Source organism: Pseudomonas sp. RIT-PI-a (assembly GCF_001187875.1).
In the GTDB taxonomy this organism is placed as follows: Bacteria; Pseudomonadota; Gammaproteobacteria; order Pseudomonadales; family Pseudomonadaceae; genus Aquipseudomonas; species Aquipseudomonas coleopterorum.
The window spans coordinates 185,248-204,248 of the sequence record NZ_LGIR01000003.1 but is presented as its reverse complement, the minus strand read 5'-3'; the positions used below and the strand labels follow the sequence as shown (position 1 = coordinate 204,248).

Below are 19,001 nucleotides of genomic sequence, written 5' to 3'. Positions count from 1 at the left end.
GCGCGGTGCGTTAGGCAGGCTGCGCGGTGAAATCGAACGGCGCCAGGTCGAAACCGTGCTCATCCACCTGCAGCACCCAGCCTTGTGCATCCCAGTCCCCCAGCACGATACGCCGCGCCGGTAGATCACCGATCTGCACCGCGTGCACCGCCGGGCGGTGGGTGTGTCCATGAATCAGGGTGGATACGCCGTGCTGGCGCATCACCCGTGGCACCTCTTCAGGCGTCACATCGACGATGTCGCTGGCCTTCATTCGCGTCTGTGCCCGGCTTTCACTGCGCAGCTTGCGGGCAAGCTTGTGACGGGTGCTCAGCGGCAGGTTCCGCAGGACGAACAGCGTCAGCGGGTTGCGCAGCACGCGACGCAGGCGCATGTAGCCTTCGTCGAGGGTGCACAGGCTGTCGCCGTGCATCAACAGCACCGGTTCGCCATTGAGGCGTACCACGCTCGGATCGGCCAGCAGGGTGCAGCCGGCTTTTTTGCAGAAGGTGGAACCGATCAGGAAATCACGGTTGCCGTGCATCAGGAATATCTTCGTGCCACCGTCGCTGAGCGCTCGCAGCGATGCGCAGATGGACGATTGAAAAGGGGTCATGGCGTCGTCGCCGATCCAGGCTTCGAAGAAGTCGCCCAGGATGTACAGCGCCTCGGCCGAGCGCGCGCGCCCGCCGAGGAAATCCAGAAACGCCCGGGTGATGTCCGGGCGCTCTTCCTGCAGGTGCAGATCGGAGATCAGCAGTATCACTCAACGATCTCGGCTTTCTCGATGATCACGTCTTCGGCCGGCACGTCCTGGTGACCCGCCTTGGAGGTGGTGGACACACCCTTGATCTTGTCGACCACGTCCTGGCCTTCGATCACTTCACCGAACACGGCGTAGCCCCAGCCCTGGGTGGTTTTCGAGGTGTGGTTGAGGAAGCTGTTGTCGCCCACGTTGATGAAGAACTGCGCCGACGCCGAATGCGGCTCCATGGTGCGGGCCATGGCGACCGAGTACTTCTTGTTCGGCAGGCCGTTGTCGGCTTCGTTCTGGATGCTCGGACGCTTGTCCTTCTTCTCTTTCATGCCTGGCTCGAAACCGCCGCCCTGGATCATGAAGTTACCGATCACGCGGTGGAACACGGTGTTCTCGTAGTGACCGGCTTTGACGTACTCGATGAAGTTGGCCACGGTCAGCGGGGCTTTCTCGGCGTTCAGTTGCAGCACGATGTCGCCGTGGTTGGTGGTCAGTTTGACGTTGGACATGGGGCTCTCTCTGTCTATGAAGCATGTTCTGTGGGAATGCTCTGTCGAGCATCCGGTAACGACGGCGCCCAGTTTACAGGCGCCGATAGCCATTCAAAGGCTGTTTTTTTCCATGCCGCAGGATTTACCCGATAGTTTGTCGGGGCTGGCCTGTCAGCCGGTTGACCGCTTCGGCTATGATAAGCGCTTTGATTTGGTCGGCCTACCCTGGCTGCCGCCGCATCGTTCGTTCAAGGATTCCAATGAGCAAGCCCACCGCCGACAACGCTCCCACCTCCAAAGGCAATGGCCCTGCCGTGCCTACCAACTTCCTGCGCCCGATCATCCAGGCCGACCTGGACGCCGGCAAGCACAGCCAGATCGTCACTCGTTTCCCGCCCGAGCCCAACGGCTATCTGCACATCGGCCATGCCAAGTCGATCTGCGTCAACTTCGGCCTGGCCCAGGAATTCGGCGGTGTCTGCAACCTGCGTTTCGACGACACCAACCCGGCCAAGGAAGATCAGGAATACATCGACGCCATCAAGCGCGACATCAAGTGGCTGGGCTTCGAGTGGGCCGGTGAAGAGCGTTATGCGTCGCAATACTTCGACCAGTTGCACGATTGGGCCGTCGAGCTGATCAAGCAGGGCGATGCGTACGTCTGCGATCTGACCCCGGAGCAGGCCCGTGAATACCGCGGCAACCTCACCGAGCCGGGCCGCAACAGCCCGTTCCGCGAGCGCAGCGTCGAGGAAAACCTGGACCTGTTCGCACGCATGAAGGCCGGCGAATTCAAGGACGGCGAGCGGGTGCTGCGCGCCCGGATCGACATGGCCTCGCCGAACATGAACCTGCGCGACCCGATCCTCTATCGCATCCGCCACGCCCATCACCACCAGACCGGCGATGCGTGGTGCATTTATCCCAACTACGACTTCACCCACGGTCAGTCCGATGCCATCGAAGGCATCACGCACTCGATCTGCACCTTGGAGTTCGAAGGCCATCGGCCGCTGTACGAGTGGTTCCTGGACCACCTGTCGGTGCCGGCGCACCCGCGCCAGTACGAGTTCAGCCGCCTGAACCTCAACTACACCATCACCTCCAAGCGCAAGCTCAAGCAACTGGTCGACGAGCAGCACGTGCACGGCTGGGACGATCCGCGCATGTCGACGCTTTCCGGCTTCCGCCGTCGTGGCTACACCCCGGCGTCGATCCGCAACTTCTGCGACATGATCGGCACCAACCGTTCCGACGGCGTGGTCGATATGTCGATGCTCGAATTCAGCATCCGTGACGACCTCGACCGCACGGCACCGCGCGCCATGTGCGTGCTGCGTCCGCTCAAGGTGGTGATCACCAACTACCCGGAAGGCCAGGTCGAGCACCTCGAACTGCCGCGCCATCCGAAGGAAGACATGGGCGTGCGCGCCTTGCCCTTCGAGCGCGAGCTGTACATCGATCGCGACGACTTCATGGAAGCGCCGCCCAAGGGCTACAAGCGCCTGGAACCCAACGGTGAAGTGCGCCTGCGCGGCAGCTACGTGATCCGTGCCGACGAAGCGATCAAGGACGCCGACGGCAACATCGTCGAACTGCGCTGCTCGTACGACCCGGACACCCTGGGCAAGAACCCGGAAGGGCGCAAGGTCAAAGGCGTGATCCACTGGGTGCCGGCCGCCGCCAGCGTCGAGTGCGAAGTGCGCCTGTACGATCGCCTGTTCCGTTCGGCCAACCCGGAGAAGGCCGAAGACGGCGCCACGTTCCTCGACAACATCAACCCCGACTCCCTGCAGGTGCTGCGTGGCTGTCGCGCCGAGCCGTCGCTGGCCAACGCCGCGCCGGAAGATCGTTTCCAGTTCGAACGCGAAGGTTATTTCTGCGCCGACCTGGCCGACACGCAACCCGGTCGTCCGGTGTTCAACCGTACCGTCACCCTGCGTGACTCGTGGGGCTGAGCCTCGCCAGGCCAAGTTGAGGAATCGTTGTGCTGAACATCTACAACACGCTGAGCAAGAGCAAAGAGGTTTTCACGCCGCTGGACGGCAACAAGGTGCGCATGTACGTGTGCGGCATGACCGTGTACGACTACTGCCATCTGGGCCACGGCCGCAGCATGGTCGCCTTCGACCTGGTCACGCGCTGGCTGCGCTACAGCGGCTATGAGCTGACCTACGTACGCAACATCACCGACATCGACGACAAGATCATCAACCGTGCGCGGGACAACGGCGAAAGCTTCGCTGCCCTGACCGCGCGCATGATCGATGCGATGCACGAGGACGAAGCGCGCCTGAACATCCTCAAGCCGGATCAGGAGCCGCGTGCCACCGACCACATCCCGGGCATGCTGGCGATGATTCAGACCTTGATCGACAAGGGCTACGCCTACGCACCGGGCAACGGCGACGTGTACTACCGGGTCGGCAAGTTCCAAGGCTACGGCAAGCTGTCGCGCAAGAAGATCGAAGACCTGCGCATTGGTGCGCGCATCGAGGTGGAAGAGGCTAAGCAGGATCCGCTCGATTTCGTCCTGTGGAAGGGCGTCAAGCCTGGCGAGCCAAGCTGGGAGTCACCGTGGGGCCCAGGCCGTCCGGGCTGGCACATCGAGTGCTCGGTGATGTCGACCTGCTGCCTGGGCGACACCTTCGACATCCACGGCGGTGGCAACGATCTGGAATTCCCGCACCACGAGAACGAGATCGCCCAGAGCGAGGCGGCCACCGGCAAGCCTTACGCCAACGCCTGGCTGCACTGCGGGATGATCCGGATCAACGGCGAGAAGATGTCCAAGTCGTTGAACAACTTCTTCACCATCCGCGACGTGCTGGAGAAATATCAGCCCGAGGTGGTGCGCTACCTGCTGGTCTCGAGCCACTACCGCAGCTCGATCAACTATTCCGAAGACAGCCTCAAGGAAGCCAAGGGGGCGCTGGAGCGTTTCTACCATGCGCTCAAGGGCTTGCCCAAGGTGGCGGCGGCGGGTGGCGAGGCATTCGTCGAACGCTTTGCCAATGCCATGAACGATGATTTCGGTACTCCGGAAGCCTGTGCGGTGTTGTTCGATCTGGTCCGCGAGATCAACCGGTTGCGCGACACCGACGTCGACGCTGCCGCGGGCTTGGCCGGCCGCCTGCGCGAATTGGGTGGATTACTCGGCGTATTGCAGCTGGACTCCGACGAATTCCTGCAAGCCGGCGCTGCCGGTCGCGTCGATGCGGCCCAGGTGGACACCCTCATCGCCGCACGCCTGGCGGCCCGCGCCAACAAGGACTGGGCCGAATCGGACCGTATCCGCGACGAGTTGACGGCCATGGGGGTGGTGCTTGAAGACAGCAAAGGTGTCACGACCTGGCGGTTGGCGGACTGACCAGGTTCACGGCTGGCCTGTCGCCAGCCACTGAGCCATAGCGCTATCTGCGGTCAGTGGATGTGCTGGATACGATCCACAGCGGTGAGTCCTGGACACTATTGGGAAGTGTCTTTTTGCCTGTTTCGGCGATCCTGAGAGAGTTGATTCTAGGTGTATCAATCGGATTGACGAACCTTGGACGGCACGGTGTAATTGATCCAACAAATGCTTGCCAGCTGTTTTGTATTCAGCCTTAGTGCCACAGGTAACCGGAGGGTCGAGCATCTGCCAGACCCTCGACCCGAAAGGGATATTTCATGCAAACCCCACCCAAATTCGAACCCGTCGAACTCGAGCAGATCCATGCCAATATTGGCAAGCTGATGGCCGAGACCGCCAAGCTCAACGCCGAAGCCGGAAAGTTTGCGAGGGAGCGAACGCTGTACCCCATGATGGTCCTTGCAGGATTCATTGGTGCCATTGGCGCTACGACAGGCGCAGCTTTGACGATCCTGTTGAAGTTTTGAATGCAGAAAGCCCCGTATCAGCGGGGCTTTCCTGTTTCAGGAATTTGAACGAGTGTCACGACGGTAGCCATCAATGCACCACTGTCACCGGGTAGCGCGCAACGTCGGCCACCTACCTAGCGCTCGATCGAGCGGCTCCAGCGGGCGTTCCAGGCGGGGCGGAGCTGGTTGACCTGGTCCCAGTCGATGGCCACTGCCGTCTCCAGGTACTTCTCCATCGCCTGTACCTGGCCACGGGTCTTTTCGGTGGTCGGTGTGTTGGGGTTGGACGGTATCTGGTCGCCTTCTTCCAGCGCCGGTGCTTGCGCCTCGGGGCTCAGCAGATAGGCCGCCAGCTTCTGCGCAAGCTCGGGCTGATCGTTCTTGGCAATCACGCACTCGGCCACGTTGAGCACCACCGCGCCTTCCTTGGGTTGCGCGTATTCGACCGGAACACCGCGCAGCTTCAGGGCCGTCACCTGGGTCGGCGTCAGCGGGAACAGCGCCGCTTCGTCGGTCTGGACCATCTCGGAAATCTTCGCGGAGCTGGCGATGTACTCCAGCACATTGGGGCCCACCGTCTTCGGCCACGCCTTGAACCCCGGCTCGACGTCGGTTTCGCTGCCACCCTGCAGCCGGTTGAACATCAGGAAGCCGTGCAGCCCGAAGGTCGATGACGCCAGCGACTGGAACACCAGTTTGTCCTTGAAGCGGCTGTCGGCCATGTCCATCCAAGAAGTCGGCGCCGCCCAGCCATTCTTCTTGAACAGGCGCGTGTTGTAGGCCAGCCCGGTCACGCCCAGGCTGACTGCGGCCGCTTGATCCTTGATCCGGGCCTTGGCCGGTATCGCCGCCAGGCCATCGCTGTCCTGCAAGGTGTCGCACAGGCCCATGGAAATGGCGCGGTACATGATGCCGTCATCGAGAAACATCACGTGGATCTGCGGATTGTCCTTGCTCGCCTGAACCTTGGCGAGAATGTCCGAAGAGGTGCCCGGCACGATGACCACCTTCACATCGTTGGCCTGCTCGAACGCTGGCAGCACCTTGTCGGCGTATAAGCGTTCCATGGTGCCGCCGTTCATGCCCAGGTAGAGCGTGGGCCCGGCCTGAGCGCCGGTGGCGGCCAGCAGGGCAGCGAGGGAGAGTGCGTGAACCGTACGTTTGACTGGCTTCATGAAAGCGACCTTCCTTTATGCAGTTCAAGGGGAGAAAAGCGTTGGATGGAAAACGCGTCGATCGGCGCCCGGCTGCGGCCTTCGACGACCAGTTGCGACAGGGCTTCACCGACGGCGGGGCCGATCTGGAAACCGGCCCCGGCAAAGCCGAAGGCGTGGATCAGGCCCGGTTGTACCTGGCTGTGTCCGATCACGGGCTCGCGATCGGGCAGATAACCTTCGGTCCCGCTCCAGGTGCGGATTGCCTGTGCACCGTGCAGGAACGGATACAACTCGACGGCGTTGCGTAGGATATCCAAGGTCGCCAGCTGGCCGGGCCGTGCCCGCAACGGGTCCAGCGCAAAACCCTGCCCACCGCCGAGCACGCAGTTACCCCGCGCTACCTGGCGAGCGTAGATACCGCCGCCCTCGACACCGGTACTGACGTCCATCACCACGGGCAGCGGTTCGGTCACCAGCATGGCCGGGTGCCCGCTGGTCATGGGTACGTGCTCGCCGAATTGCTCGGCAATGTGATTGGCCCAGGCCCCGGCACAGTTGAGCAGCCAGGGCGCGCGCAGCCGTTCGCCATTGCTGCAGGACACCACGAACACCTGGCCGTCATGGTCGAAGGCCAGCGGTTGGACCTGTTCCACGATCCGCGCGCCGGCGTGCCGGGCAGCGGCTGCGAAAGCCGGCGACACCAGACGCGGGTTGGCATGCCCATCACCGCTGCACAGCGACGCGCCGACCGCCACGTCGCCGACCCAGGCAAACCGCTGGCGCAACTGACCATGGTCAAGCAACTCAACACCTAGGTCGAAATCGGCGGCAGCGTCGGCCCAGGCATGCAGCTTGGCCATGTCGGTGTCGCTGCGGGCCAGCTTCAGATGGCCCGAACGGACATACTCGCCATCGATACCGATCAAGCCGGGCAGGTCGCTCCACAGTTCATGGGCACGCTGGGACAGGGGCAGTTGCACCAGCGAGCGGCCCTGACGGCGTACGCCGCCGTAGTTCACGCCACTTGAGCGCGATCCACAGAAATCACGCTCCATCAGCACCACGCGCTGACCGCGCAAAGCCAGCATCAGGGCCGCCGAAGCACCGACGATCCCGCCGCCGATGATGATCACATCGATTTCAGCGACGCGGCTCATGGCTGCACCTCGACACCGAAGGGGAGGGGTTTGATCGGCGCCTGGGCGCGAAGGCGACCGACTTGCTGCGGTGAGCACGCGGCCGCCTGGGCGATGATTTCCACCGCTGCGCTGCCGCACATACGCCCCTGACACCGGCCCATGCCGACCCGGCAATGGGCCTTGACCCGGTTGATATCGGTGTGGCCCTGAGCGACCACCTGGCGAACTTCGCCGACGCTGATTTCCTCGCATCGGCACAGCATCAAGTCGTCGGGGGCCTGGCTGGCCCACTGCTCGGGGAACGGGAATGCGGCTTCCAGGCCGACGCGAAACCCCTGGATGCGCGCCAGCCGTCGCTCGAGCTGTGGGCCACGTTCGCTGTCAATGGTGATGCCCATGTCTTCGAGCAGGGCCAATGCTGCGCGCTCGCCGGCCATTTCCGCCGCATCGGCGCCCATGATCCCGGCACCGTCGCCGGCCAGGTACACGCTCGGCACGCTGCTGCGCCCGGCTCGATCGCGGCTCGGCAACCAGGCGCGATTGAGCGGGCTCCAAGCGAACTGGCAGCCGAGCAGGTCGGCCAGTTGCGTTTCGCTGCGCAACGCATGGGCGAAGGCCAGTCCATCGCAGGCCAGACTGTGTTGGCTGCCAGCGCGTTGCCAGGTGACAGCTTCGACTTTTTGCTCGCCGACGACCTCGACCAGGGTCGCGCCCTGATGTACGGCGATCCCGTGGGCAGTCAGCCAGGCCCGGTAGTACAGGCCCTTGGCCAGGGTCGCAGGCTGAAGCAACAGACGGGGCAGGGCAGCGACCTGGGCACCGAAGGGCGAGCTGTCCAGCACGGCCAGCACCCGGGCGCCGGCCTTCGCGTACTGATAGGCCACCAGGTACAGCAACGGCCCGCTGCCCGCGAAGACCACTCGTTCGCCGATGGCGCAACCCTGGGCCTTGAGCGCGATCTGCGCGGCGCCGAGGCTGTACACGCCGGGCAACGTCCAGCCTGGTACTGGCAGGATGCGGTCGGTGGCGCCGGTGGCAATCAACAGGCGATCGTACTGGACGGTGCCGACCCGCTGCTGGCTGAGTGTGTGCAGGTGGCCATCCTCGGCGTTCCACACCAACGTGTCGGGACGGTAGTCGATCTGCGCGCTCAGCGCGTCCAGCGCCTGATGCACCGCCCCCGCCTTGCGCGCTTCGAAGCCATAAAGTTGATTGGCCGAGCGCTGGAAATTACCCGGCGCACGCCGGTAGACCTGGCCGCCACCCTGCAGCGCTTCGTCTACCAAGCACAGCCGCAGGCCATGGGCGGCCAGGGTCTGCGCCGCGCGAATGCCTGCCGGTCCGGCGCCCACGACCACCACCGCGCTCACGAGCGCCGCCCCAGGTCGCGGTCGACCTGCATGCCCGCTTCCAGGGGCGTGGCGCAGGCACGCACCCTGCGGCCGTCACCCAGCCGTACCCAGCAGTCCTGGCAGGCGCCCATCAGGCAGAAGCCGGCACGGGCCTGGGCACTGAAGTCGCTGCCACGCACATGGTCCGCGCAGGTCAGCACGGCGGTGAGCAGGGTATCCCCCGCCAGGCCGCTCACGGCCTGTCCGTCGAGGGTGAACGGCACCGAAGGCCGATCGAGTTCGGTCAGACGCTTGAACAAAGCCATCAGTTTTTCCCCACCAGTACACGGTCCAGCCCATACACCCGATCAAGCAGAATCATGGTCGCGGCGGTCAGGGCGATCACCAGCGCCGACACCGCTGCCATCATCGGGTCGATGGATTCCGTGGCGTATACGTACATGCGCACCGGCAAGGTCTGGGTCGCGGGGGAGGTGACGAAGATCGACAGAGTCACCTCGTCGAAGCTGTTGATGAACGCCAGCAACCAGCCTCCGGCGACCCCCGGCAGTATCATCGGCAAGGTGATCTGGCGAAACAGGGTGAACCGACTTGCGCCCAGCGACTCCGCCGCCTGTTCGGCGCTGCGATCGATACCGATGGCGGCGGCGATCACCAGGCGCAGCACATAGGGTGTGATCACCACCACGTGAGCCAGCATCAGCCAGACGAAACTGCCATTGACGCCCATCAGCGCGAACAGGCGCAGCATGGCCACACCCAGCACCAGGTGCGGAATGATGATCGGCGACAGAAACAGCGCATTGAGAAAGTTGCGTCCCGGAAAGTGATAACGGGTGATCGCCAGCGCCGCCGGTACGGCGATCAAGGTCGCCAGGGTCGCGGCCACCACAGCCAGGATCAGGCTGTTATAGAAGGCGTCGATGAAGTCGGCGCGCTCGAACACCGCGCGAAACCAGCGCAGGGAAAAGCCGGAAGTGGGCAGGGTGAGGGTGTTCTCCGGGGTGAACGCCACCAGGCACACCACCACCAGCGGAGCCAGCATGAACACCACCACCATGGCATGAAACGACAGGGCCAACGGACCGTTCTTGGACATCGATCATTCCCCCAGGGCTTTCTTGTAGCGACCTTCGACCAGGCGGTTCCAGGACAGCATGATCAGCAGATTGGCCAGCAACAGCGCCACGGCAATGGTCGCGCCCATGGGCCAGTTGAGTTCCGAGAGGTACTGGTCGTAGACCACCGTGGCGACCATCTTCAAGCGCCGACCACCCAGCAGGCCGGGGATGGCGAACGAGCTGGCCGCCAGGCCGAAGACGATCAGCGTGCCCGACAGCACCCCGGGCATGATCTGCGGCAGCACCACACTGCGCATCACCTTCGCCTGGCTTGCACCCAGCGACTGCGCAGCCTGCTCGGCGGCCGGATCAAGCTTCTGCAGAGAGGTCCAGACCGGGATGATCATGAAGGGCAGCATGACGTGGACCAGTGCCAGAATCACCGCGAACGGTGTGTAGAGCATTTTCAGCGGGCGTCCGCCCAGCGCGGCGATGGCCTGGTTGATCAGCCCGTCGGCACCCAGCAGCAGGCTCCAGCCGAAGGCGCGCACCACCACTGAAATCAGCAGCGGCGTGAGGATCAGGATCAGGAAGATCGAGCGCCACGGGGTACCCATGCGGCTGAGAATGTAAGCCTCCGGTACACCGATCACCACGCACAGCAAGGTCACCAGCGCACTGATCCAGAAGGTCCGCCAGAAGATTTCATAAAAGTAGCTGTCGCTGAGCAGGCTGGCGTAGTTGGCCAGCGTATAGCTGTCGCTCTTGACCCCCACCTCGTAGTCGAACAGGTTGAACGACAGCACCAGCGTCAGGCCCAGCGGCACGATCAGCAGGGCGACGAACAGCGCCAGCGCCGGCGCCGACAGCAGGTATCCGCGGCTCATGCGCAGACCTCGTGATCCAGGACGCGAAGCAGTTCGTGCGGCCAGTCGAGGCCGACAGTGATGCCGGTTGCCAGCGGTGCGCTGCCATCGTTGCGGCGCACCACGGTTATCTCGCCCAGAGCAGTGTCCAGGCGGTACAACCATTGGCTGCCCAGAAAGTAGCGGGTGACGATGCGTCCTTGAATACGGCCTTCACCGGCGGTGCAGATGTCGATCTTCTCCGGGCGCAGGCTCAACATCAGTTCGCCGTCCCCGGTTTGGGCCAGCGCCTGTGGCTGGCCCAGCGCGTCGTATTCGCCGGGCAGCAGGTTGGCCTTGCCAACGAAGCCGGAGATGAACGGCGTGCGCGGGTGCTCGTAGAGTTTGTAGGGTTCATCGATCTGGGTGACCTGGCCCGCTTGCATCACCACCACCCGGTCACTGATGGACAGGGCTTCGGCCTGGTCATGGGTCACCATCAGGGTGGTGATGCCGACTTCGCACTGGATGCGGCGAATCTCGAATTGCATCTCCTCACGCAGGCTCGCGTCGAGGTTGGACAACGGCTCGTCGAGCAGCAGCACTGGCGGCTGGATCACCAGGGCACGGGCCAGGGCCACGCGCTGGCGCTGGCCTCCCGAAAGCTCCCGCGGGTAGCGCTCGGCATGAGCGGTCAGGCGCACCAGCGCCAGCACCTGGTCGACACGGGTGCGAATGTCGCTGCTGCTCACCTTGCGCATCTTCAGGCCGAACGCGACGTTGTCGCGCACGCTCATGTGCGGAAACAGCGCGTAGCTCTGGAACACCACGCCCAGGCCGCGGCTGCTGGGTTTGGCGTGGGTGATGTCGCGGCCATCGAGCACGATCCGGCCGCTGGTCACGTCGACGAAACCGGCAATCATCTGCAGCGTGGTGGTCTTGCCGCAGCCCGAAGGGCCGAGCAGCGAGACGAATTCGCCCTGGCTGACGCTCAGGTCGGTCGCCACCACGGCCTGTACGGATCCGTAGCGTTTGCACAGTGCTTGAAGTTCGAGAAAGGCCATGGCTGCGTTCTACCTGTCATTGTCGGCCGCATGTGCGGTGCGTTGATCGAGGGCAGAGGCGAAAGGGGTCCTGCAGTGGGGAGGCGCTCGATCTGAGTCGGCTGCCGGCTATTGTTGGTCTCGCCCCGTGGACGAAGAGTAGGACGAAGGCTAGGATGGCGAAAGCGCTTATTTCACTGAGCGGGTAGGTATTTTTGAATTAATCCTTTCAATGAAATCAGGTACGCAGGTTATGGATAGTGATTCCACTGAACGGAATGCTGAGCCAGGCGTAGGCAGTGTGTCCAGGCTGTTCGCCGTGTTGCGTGGCTTGTCGGCTGCGCCAGCCGAGGGTGAGCGGGTGATTCAGCTCGCCGAGCGCATCGGTCTGTCACAACCCACCACTCATAGGCTGTTGCGCGGGCTGGTGGAGGAGGGCATGGTCGAGCAGGATGCCCGCAGCAAGCGCTATCGGCTGAGCCTGGAATTCTTCGCCCTGGCCGCGCGCGCCGGCAACGGCAGCAACCTGCGCGAGCTGGCACGGCCCAGCCTGCTGCGGTTGTCGGCCTCTTTGGGTGACTCGCTGTTCCTGCTCGCGCGCAGTGGTTTCGACGCGATCTGCCTGGACCGCAGCGAAGGGCCTTACCCGATTCGGACCTTCACCGGCGACATCGGTGGCCGTGTCGCACTGGGGGTAGGCCAGGGCAGTCTGGCCATCCTCGCGTTCCTGCCCGAGGATGAGCGCGAAACCGTGATCCACTACAACCTGCCGCGGCTCAGGGACCTGCACCTGTACGACGAAGTGCTGCTGCGTTCGGAGGTCGCCAGCGTGCGCCAGCTCGGTTATGCCGCGCGCAACACCGGCGTGTTGCCCGGCATGGCGGGCCTGGCGGTGCCGATACTCGACCGCGACGGCCATGCGGTCGCAGCCCTCAGCGTCGCCACCATCAGCGATCGGCTCGGCCCCGACCGACTGCCCACGGTGGTCGAGCTGCTCAAGCGCGAGGCTGCCGCCATCGGCCCGCGCCTGAACCCCTTCGACCCGACCCTGCGCCGACCGTCGCAGACTTTCGGCAAGAGCTGAATCCACAGCTCATAGCGCGTGGCCCTGCGCGCGCAAGCGCTTGTACAAGGTATTGCGGCTGACACCGAGGCGCCGGGCCAGCCGGGAGATGTTGCCGTCGCTGGCCTGCAGCAGCTCACCCAGGTCGCTGACCTTGGCCAGGGTCAGCAGTGGCCGTGGCGAGGCAGGTGCATGCGGCGGTTGCAGACCGGCTTCGAGCAGGAAATCCTCAGGCAGATGCTCAAGGCCAATGACGTCCTGATCGGCCAGCACCAGCGCCACCTTGACCACCGCCGCCAGCTGGCGCACGTTGCCCGGCCAGGGATGGACCATGAAGGCCGCCCACACCTCGTCGCTGAAACCGGCAGTCTGCTGTGCTTCGCGGTGCGTCTCCCACACCTGCTCGATCAGTTCACGCTTGTCGCTGCGTTCGTTCAGGGTCGGGAGGTGCAAGGTCATGCCCGCCAGGCGATAGTACAGATCCTCGCGGAATAACCCGGCCTGTACCCGTTGGCGCAGGTCTTCATGGGTCGCGGAAATCAGGCGGATATCGACCGGTAGCGGATCGCCGCCCCCCAGCGGCTGGATGCAGCGCTCCTGCAGCACGCGCAACAGTCGCGCCTGGGTGGGCAGCGGCATGTCACCGATCTCGTCGAGGAACAGGATGCCCTTGTCGGCCTTGCGCACCAGGCCGGGGCTGCCCTTGTGGCTGGCGCCGGTGAAGGCGCCACGTTCGTAGCCGAACAGCTCCGACTCAACCAGATCGGCGGGAATCGCCGCACAATTGACCGCAATCAGTGGGCACGACGCGCGGCTGCTGGCCCGGTGCAAGGCCTTGACCAGCACCTCCTTGCCGGTGCCAGTGTCGCCGCGCAGCAGCAAGGGCACATCCTTCTCCAGCAGGCGCAGCCCTTGTTGCAAGGCCTTGTCCAGGCGCGGGTCGGAACCACGTCGCGCGGCGGGCGGCGCAGGGCGCAGGGCGGGCTTCTTGAGCAGGCATTGCAGGCGGCTGCGTCCTGGCGGCTGCAGGGCAAAGGTGCGCTCCGGCGGATGGTCGAGCAGAGCCTGGGGCGTCAGTCGGAACAGCTGTTGCAGGGTCAGGCCAGGCAACTCGGCACCCAGCAGGCTGTCGGCGCGACGATTGGCGGCCAGCACGCGACCGCTGTCGTCGAACACCAGCAGCCCGGCCCACTGGCTGTCGAGGTTGTTCACCCCAGTGTTGAAAATCAGTTGGTGATGCCGATCGGCGAACGCCTCCAGGATCAGGCGGTTCTCGACCGTCTGGCTCATCATCTTCACCAGCCCCAGGGTGTGCGAAGGCGGCAGGTGGCTGTCACTGGAGACGTCCAGTACCGCCACCAGCTGCCGCCGGGCATCGAAGATCGGTGAGGCCGAACCGTTCATCAGGCGGTTGGCCAGCAGGAAGTGTTCGTCCGGCTCGACATGCACGGCCTGGCGACAGGCCAGCGCCGTGCCGATCGGATTGGTCCCGGCGGCCGTTTCCAGCCAGCAAGCGCCGGGTGCGTGGCCCAGGTGACCGGCACCCGCGCCGGGCTGCGCACCCCAGGACCTGAGCAGACGGGCCTGCGGGTCGGCCAGGCGGATCAGACAACGCGAGTTGCCCAGGATGTGTTCGTAATAGGGCAACACTTCGCGGTGGGTGGTGTGCAGCAAGGCCTGGTGACCGTCGAGCATCTGTTGCAGCGCAACGCGCGCGAGTGGCTCGAACCGCGGCACGTGATGATGCTCCAGCCCCGCCTCGCGACAGCGCGCCCAGGAGCGTTGAATGAGTTGATCGTGGGCGAGGGTTGGGTTGGATACGGACATGATTCAGGTATCCCGGCGCGCGGCCTTGTTGTTTTTGTTCATGCAGTGTTGTTCACGGTTGTTCATTGTCAATGCGCCAGGCGTTCATTTTTGTTCAGGGGCGAACCTGACCTCCGGCCCACACCTGCGCCCGAACCGTTTGGCTCGCGCCTGCCGGCATGGCAGACGGCAATTGGCACGGTTATCGCTCTGGGTTTGCCAGCAGTCGTACCGACGCAAAGCTGCAACCGCTTCCAATAATAAAAAAGGCGCCGCCATGTCCCTTGTGCTCGAGCAGGTCACTCGTCGTGTGGAAAACCAGTTGTACATCGACAACGCATCGCTGGTACTGGAACCCGGTTCGTTCAATGTCCTGCTGGGACGCACGCTGTCCGGAAAGACCAGCCTGATGCGGCTGATGGCCGGCCTCGACAAACCCGATCAGGGCCGTGTGTTGATGAACGGTGTGGACGTCACCGGCAAGCCGGTACGCCAGCGCAACGTGTCCATGGTCTACCAGCAGTTCATCAACTACCCGACCATGACCGTCTTCGACAACATTGCCTCACCGCTGCGCCAGGCCGGCATGGCGCGCGAGCAGATCGAAGAGCGGGTGCTGCAGACCGCGCGCATGTTGCGCATCGAGCCATTCCTCAAGCGCCATCCACTGGAACTGTCCGGTGGCCAGCAACAGCGCACGGCCATGGCCCGAGCGCTGGTCAAGGATGCCGAGCTGATCCTGTTCGACGAACCCCTGGTCAACCTCGATTACAAGCTGCGCGAAGAACTGCGCTTCGAAATGCGCGAACTGTTCCTGACCCGCCATACCATCGCCGTCTATGCCACCACTGAACCCAACGAAGCCCTGGCATTGGGCGGCACCACCACGATCCTCCACGAAGGGCGGGTGATCCAGAGCGGCAAGACGTCTGAGGTCTATCACCGGCCGGCCAGCGTGCTGGCGGCCGAACTGTTCTCCGAGCCACCGATCAACCTGATCGATGGCCGCATCGGCGGCCAGGAAGTCAGCTTCGCCAACTTCGTCCACTTCGCTCGCAACGTTGATCTGTCCGCTGTTCCGGATGGCGACTACCGCTTCGGCGTACGACCCAGCCACATCGGCCTGACGCCGAGCAACGACGATGACCTGGAGTTGGCGGTGACCGTGGAGCTGGCGGAAATCAGCGGCTCGGAGACCTTCCTGCACGTACGCAACGAGTATTTCTCCCTGGTGCTGCACCTGCCGGGGGTCCACGACTACGCCGTGGACGCGGCGATACCGGTGTACATCCCGACCCACAAGCTGTTCGTGTTCCAGCCCGGTGGGCAATTGGTCCAGGCCCCCGGCCTGCGTGTGGCGAGGGCTGCCTGATGGCCGAGATCCGTTTGCAGCACCTGGCGCACAGCTACAGCACGCACCCGTCGGCGCCCGAAGACTATGCGATCCGCGAGATGGATCACATCTGGGAGCAGGGCGGCGCCTATGCCTTGCTCGGCCCGTCCGGCTGTGGCAAATCGACCTTGCTCAACATCATTTCCGGTTTGCTCAGCCCGTCCCACGGTCAGGTGCTGTTCGACGGCAAGGTGGTCAACGACCTGCCGCCCGAGCAGCGCAACATTGCCCAGGTGTTCCAGTTCCCGGTGGTCTACGACACCATGACGGTGTTCGACAACCTGGCCTTTCCCCTGCGCAACCAGGGCAAGTCGCCCGAACAGGTGCAGGCCCGGGTGCAGGAAGTCGCCGAAGTCCTGGACTTGCAGCGGCTGCTGCAGCGCAAGGCGCGCAACCTCAGCGCCGACGAGAAACAGAAGGTGTCGATGGGTCGCGGCCTGGTTCGCGATGACGTCTCGGCGATCCTCTTCGACGAGCCGCTGACGGTCATCGACCCGCATCTGAAGTGGAAACTGCGACGCAAGCTCAAGCAGATCCACGAGCAGTTCAACATCACCATGGTCTACGTCACCCACGACCAGCTCGAGGCCTCCACCTTCGCCGACAAGATCGCCGTGATGTACGGTGGCCAGATCGTCCAGTTCGGCACCCCGCGCGAGCTGTTCGAACGACCGGCGCACACCTTCGTCGGCTACTTCATCGGCAGCCCCGGCATGAACCTGGTCGACGTGCTGCCCGAGCGTGGCGGCGTCGGCTTCGGCGGCATTCACGTGCCGTTGTCGGAAGCCTTGCAGGCGCGGATCGCCCAGGGCGGCTGGCAACGCCTGCAGATCGGCATTCGCCCCGAGTTCATCCGCGTCTGGGACGAGAGCTTCGAGGCCGCCCTGCACGGCGAACGGGTGCACCTGGAAGACCTGGGCACCTACAAGATCCTGACCCTGGCGCTCGGCGGGCAGACCTTCAAGGTGCGCCTGCCCGAGGACCGCGCCGTGCCGGAAGGTACCGTGTTCATCAGCTTCCCCGCGCAGTGGCTGATGGTCTACGCCGATGATCGCTTGCTGGAGGTGCACCCATGAACAAGGTCCAGAACAACAAGGCCTGGTGGCTGGTGCTGCCGGTGTTCCTGCTGGTGGCCTTCAGCGCGGTGATCCCGATGATGACCGTGGTCAACTATTCGGTGCAGGACATCTTCGATCAATCCAGCCGCTATTTCGTGGGCGCCGACTGGTACCGCCAGGTCCTGCAGGACCCGCGCCTGCACGACTCGCTGTTGCGCCAGTTCATCTATTCGGCCTGTGTGCTGCTCATCGAAATACCCTTGGGCATCGCCATCGCCCTGACCATGCCGGCCAAGGGCCGCTGGTCGTCGCTGTGCCTGATCGTCATGGCCATCCCCCTGCTGATTCCGTGGAACGTGGTGGGCACCATCTGGCAGATCTTCGGCCGCGCCGACATCGGTCTGCTGGGCTACACGCTCAATGCCATGGGGATCAGCTACAACTATGCCTCCAATACCTTGGATGCCTGGGTCACGGTGCTGATCATGGACGTCTGGCACTGGACCTCGCTGGTGGCACTGCTGTGCTATTCGGGCCTGCGCGCCATTCCCGACGTGTACTACCAGGCCGCGCGCATCGACCGTGCGTCGAACTGGGCGGTATTCCGTCACATCCAGCTACCGAAGATGAAAAGCGTGCTGTTGATCGCGGTGATGCTGCGCTTCATGGACAGCTTCATGATCTACACCGAACCCTTCGTGCTGACCGGCGGCGGGCCGGGCAACGCCACCACGTTCCTCAGCCAGACCCTGACCCAGATGGCCGTGGGGCAGTTCGACCTGGGCCCGGCCGCGGCCTTCTCGCTGGTGTACTTCCTGATCATCCTGCTGGTGTCCTGGCTGTTCTATACGGCCATGACCCACAACGACAAGCAAGGTTGAGGCGGACATGAATAAGCGCAAACTGATCCCCCTGCTGCTGTACATCCTGTTCCTGCTGGTGCCCATCTATTGGCTGCTGAACATGTCGTTCAAGAGCAACGGCGAAATCCTCGGCGGGCTGACGCTGTTTCCCCATGAGTTCACCCTGGCCAACTACCGGGTGATCTTCACCGACCCGAGCTGGTACACCGGCTACATCAATTCGCTGTACTACGTGAGCCTCAACACGCTCATTTCGCTCAGCGTTGCGCTGCCGGCCGCGTATGCCTTCTCGCGCTACCGCTTTCTGGGCGACAAGCACCTGTTCTTCTGGTTGCTGACCAACCGCATGGCCCCGCCGGCGGTGTTCCTGCTACCGTTCTTCCAGCTGTATTCCTCCATCGGCCTGTTCGACACCCACATTGCCGTGGCCCTGGCGCACTGCCTGTTCAACGTGCCGCTGGCGGTATGGATCCTGGAAGGCTTCATGTCCGGCGTGCCCAAGGAAATCGACGAAACCGCCTACATCGATGGCTACAGCTTTCCGAAATTCTTCGTGAAGATCTTCATGCCGCTGATCGGCTCGGGGATCGGCGTGACGGCCTTCTTCTGCTTCATGTTCTCGTGGGTCGAGCTGCTGCTGGCGCGCACCCTGACCTCGGTCGATGCCAAGCCGATCGCGGCGGTGATGACCCGTACGGTTTCCGCCTCGGGTATCGACTGGGGCGTGCTGGCTGCTGCCGGTGTGCTGACCATCGTGCCCGGCATGCTGGTGATCTGGTTCGTTCGCAACCATGTGGCCAAGGGCTTCGCCCTGGGCCGCGTATGAGGAGCCTGTGATGGAGTGGATGGCCTGGACTCTACCGACTGCCCTGTTCTTCGGCGCCATTGCGCTGTTGCTCGCCGGCATGACGTTCTACGAACTGCGCGTGCCCTGCACCGAGCGGCGCGGATTTCTACCGATCGCCACCACCCGTGGCGACCGCTTGTTCATCGGTCTTCTCGGAAGCGCCTACCTGCACCTGCTGGTGATCGGCGTGACCGACTGGAACATCTGGGTCGCCTCGACGCTGTCCCTGGTGTGGTTGCTGGCGGTGATGCGTTGGGGCTGAGCCATGCGGGTCTGCGCAGCGCGA

General features: G+C 63.8%; 19 protein-coding genes. 9 read left to right on the top strand and 10 right to left on the bottom strand.

What is annotated here, in order from left to right; genetic code table 11:
• Nucleotides 1–10: 10 nt before the first annotated feature.
• Together lpxH and AC788_RS01525 are read right to left on the bottom strand one after the other, a co-directional pair.
• Nucleotides 11–745, bottom strand: a complete 735-nt coding sequence (gene lpxH / locus AC788_RS01530; RefSeq protein ID WP_049858873.1) for a UDP-2,3-diacylglucosamine diphosphatase — start codon at nucleotides 743–745, stop codon at nucleotides 11–13.
• Entirely contained in the window at nucleotides 742–1,245 is a 504-nt protein-coding gene (locus AC788_RS01525; protein ID WP_049858872.1) for a peptidylprolyl isomerase, read from the bottom strand. Before AC788_RS01525 ends, lpxH begins: the two co-directional genes overlap by 4 nt.
• A gap of 242 nt (nucleotides 1,246–1,487) precedes the next feature.
• On the opposite strand from AC788_RS01525, the gene AC788_RS01520 reads away from it, so the two are divergent.
• The 3 genes from AC788_RS01520 to AC788_RS01510 all read left to right on the top strand — a co-directional run bounded on the left by AC788_RS01520 (nucleotide 1,488) and on the right by AC788_RS01510 (nucleotide 5,106).
• Nucleotides 1,488–3,185: a glutamine--tRNA ligase/YqeY domain fusion protein gene (locus AC788_RS01520; RefSeq protein WP_049858871.1), complete on the top strand. Its 1,698-nt coding sequence runs from the start codon at nucleotides 1,488–1,490 to the stop codon at nucleotides 3,183–3,185.
• 29 nt (nucleotides 3,186–3,214) lie between these two features.
• Nucleotides 3,215–4,597, top strand: coding sequence for a cysteine--tRNA ligase (cysS, locus tag AC788_RS01515; protein ID WP_049858870.1), 1,383 nt, complete (start codon nucleotides 3,215–3,217; stop codon nucleotides 4,595–4,597).
• A gap of 299 nt (nucleotides 4,598–4,896) precedes the next feature.
• Nucleotides 4,897–5,106 carry a hypothetical protein gene (locus tag AC788_RS01510; protein ID WP_049858869.1) on the top strand — a complete coding sequence of 70 codons (210 nt, stop codon included), beginning with the start codon at nucleotides 4,897–4,899 and terminating at the stop codon, nucleotides 5,104–5,106.
• A 116-nt stretch (nucleotides 5,107–5,222) separates the two neighbouring features.
• Here AC788_RS01510 and AC788_RS01505 read toward each other — a convergent pair whose 3' ends face one another.
• Genes AC788_RS01505 through AC788_RS01475 form a run of 7 tightly spaced genes read right to left on the bottom strand, consistent with a single transcriptional unit; the run spans nucleotide 5,223 to nucleotide 11,706 of the window.
• Nucleotides 5,223–6,263 (bottom strand): ABC transporter substrate-binding protein, encoded by a 1,041-nt coding sequence (locus AC788_RS01505; RefSeq protein WP_049858868.1) that lies wholly within the window; start codon nucleotides 6,261–6,263, stop codon nucleotides 5,223–5,225.
• Nucleotides 6,260–7,402 (bottom strand): NAD(P)/FAD-dependent oxidoreductase, encoded by a 1,143-nt coding sequence (locus tag AC788_RS01500; protein ID WP_049858867.1) that lies wholly within the window; start codon nucleotides 7,400–7,402, stop codon nucleotides 6,260–6,262. The genes AC788_RS01505 and AC788_RS01500 overlap by 4 nt, the downstream gene beginning before the upstream one ends.
• Nucleotides 7,399–8,754: an FAD/NAD(P)-dependent oxidoreductase gene (locus AC788_RS01495; protein ID WP_049858866.1), complete on the bottom strand. Its 1,356-nt coding sequence runs from the start codon at nucleotides 8,752–8,754 to the stop codon at nucleotides 7,399–7,401. The genes AC788_RS01500 and AC788_RS01495 overlap by 4 nt, the downstream gene beginning before the upstream one ends.
• Entirely contained in the window at nucleotides 8,751–9,041 is a 291-nt protein-coding gene (locus AC788_RS01490) for a (2Fe-2S)-binding protein (RefSeq protein WP_049858865.1), read from the bottom strand. Before AC788_RS01490 ends, AC788_RS01495 begins: the two co-directional genes overlap by 4 nt.
• Nucleotides 9,041–9,835 carry an ABC transporter permease gene (locus AC788_RS01485; protein ID WP_049858864.1) on the bottom strand — a complete coding sequence of 265 codons (795 nt, stop codon included), beginning with the start codon at nucleotides 9,833–9,835 and terminating at the stop codon, nucleotides 9,041–9,043. The genes AC788_RS01490 and AC788_RS01485 overlap by 1 nt, the downstream gene beginning before the upstream one ends.
• Before the next feature lie 3 nt (nucleotides 9,836–9,838).
• The gene (locus AC788_RS01480; RefSeq protein WP_049858863.1) at nucleotides 9,839–10,684 is read right to left on the bottom strand and encodes an ABC transporter permease; all 846 of its coding nucleotides are present in this window, start codon (nucleotides 10,682–10,684) and stop codon (nucleotides 9,839–9,841) included.
• Complete coding sequence (locus tag AC788_RS01475; protein ID WP_049858862.1) at nucleotides 10,681–11,706, bottom strand: ABC transporter ATP-binding protein; 1,026 nt, start codon at nucleotides 11,704–11,706, stop codon at nucleotides 10,681–10,683. The genes AC788_RS01480 and AC788_RS01475 overlap by 4 nt, the downstream gene beginning before the upstream one ends.
• A 232-nt stretch (nucleotides 11,707–11,938) precedes the next feature.
• Here AC788_RS01475 and AC788_RS01470 point away from each other — a divergent pair, with 232 nt between their 5' ends.
• On the top strand, nucleotides 11,939–12,769 hold the full coding sequence (locus tag AC788_RS01470; protein ID WP_049858861.1) for an IclR family transcriptional regulator: 831 nt from the start codon (nucleotides 11,939–11,941) through the stop codon (nucleotides 12,767–12,769).
• 9 nt (nucleotides 12,770–12,778) lie between these two features.
• Here AC788_RS01470 and AC788_RS01465 read toward each other — a convergent pair whose 3' ends face one another.
• On the bottom strand, nucleotides 12,779–14,575 hold the full coding sequence (locus tag AC788_RS01465; protein ID WP_049858860.1) for a sigma-54-dependent Fis family transcriptional regulator: 1,797 nt from the start codon (nucleotides 14,573–14,575) through the stop codon (nucleotides 12,779–12,781).
• Nucleotides 14,576–14,831: 256 nt separating this feature from the next.
• Here AC788_RS01465 and AC788_RS01460 point away from each other — a divergent pair, with 256 nt between their 5' ends.
• The 5 genes from AC788_RS01460 to AC788_RS01440 are packed head-to-tail and all read left to right on the top strand — an operon-like array spanning nucleotide 14,832 to nucleotide 18,977.
• Entirely contained in the window at nucleotides 14,832–15,926 is a 1,095-nt protein-coding gene (locus tag AC788_RS01460) for an ABC transporter ATP-binding protein (protein ID WP_049858859.1), read from the top strand.
• Nucleotides 15,926–17,023 (top strand): ABC transporter ATP-binding protein, encoded by a 1,098-nt coding sequence (locus AC788_RS01455; protein ID WP_049858858.1) that lies wholly within the window; start codon nucleotides 15,926–15,928, stop codon nucleotides 17,021–17,023. The genes AC788_RS01460 and AC788_RS01455 overlap by 1 nt, the downstream gene beginning before the upstream one ends.
• Entirely contained in the window at nucleotides 17,020–17,886 is an 867-nt protein-coding gene (locus AC788_RS01450; protein WP_049858857.1) for a carbohydrate ABC transporter permease, read from the top strand. The genes AC788_RS01455 and AC788_RS01450 overlap by 4 nt, the downstream gene beginning before the upstream one ends.
• Before the next feature lie 7 nt (nucleotides 17,887–17,893).
• Entirely contained in the window at nucleotides 17,894–18,694 is an 801-nt protein-coding gene (locus AC788_RS01445) for a carbohydrate ABC transporter permease (protein ID WP_049858856.1), read from the top strand.
• 10 nt (nucleotides 18,695–18,704) lie between these two features.
• On the top strand, nucleotides 18,705–18,977 hold the full coding sequence (locus AC788_RS01440) for a DUF2160 domain-containing protein (RefSeq protein WP_049858855.1): 273 nt from the start codon (nucleotides 18,705–18,707) through the stop codon (nucleotides 18,975–18,977).
• Nucleotides 18,978–19,001: the final 24 nt, after the last annotated feature.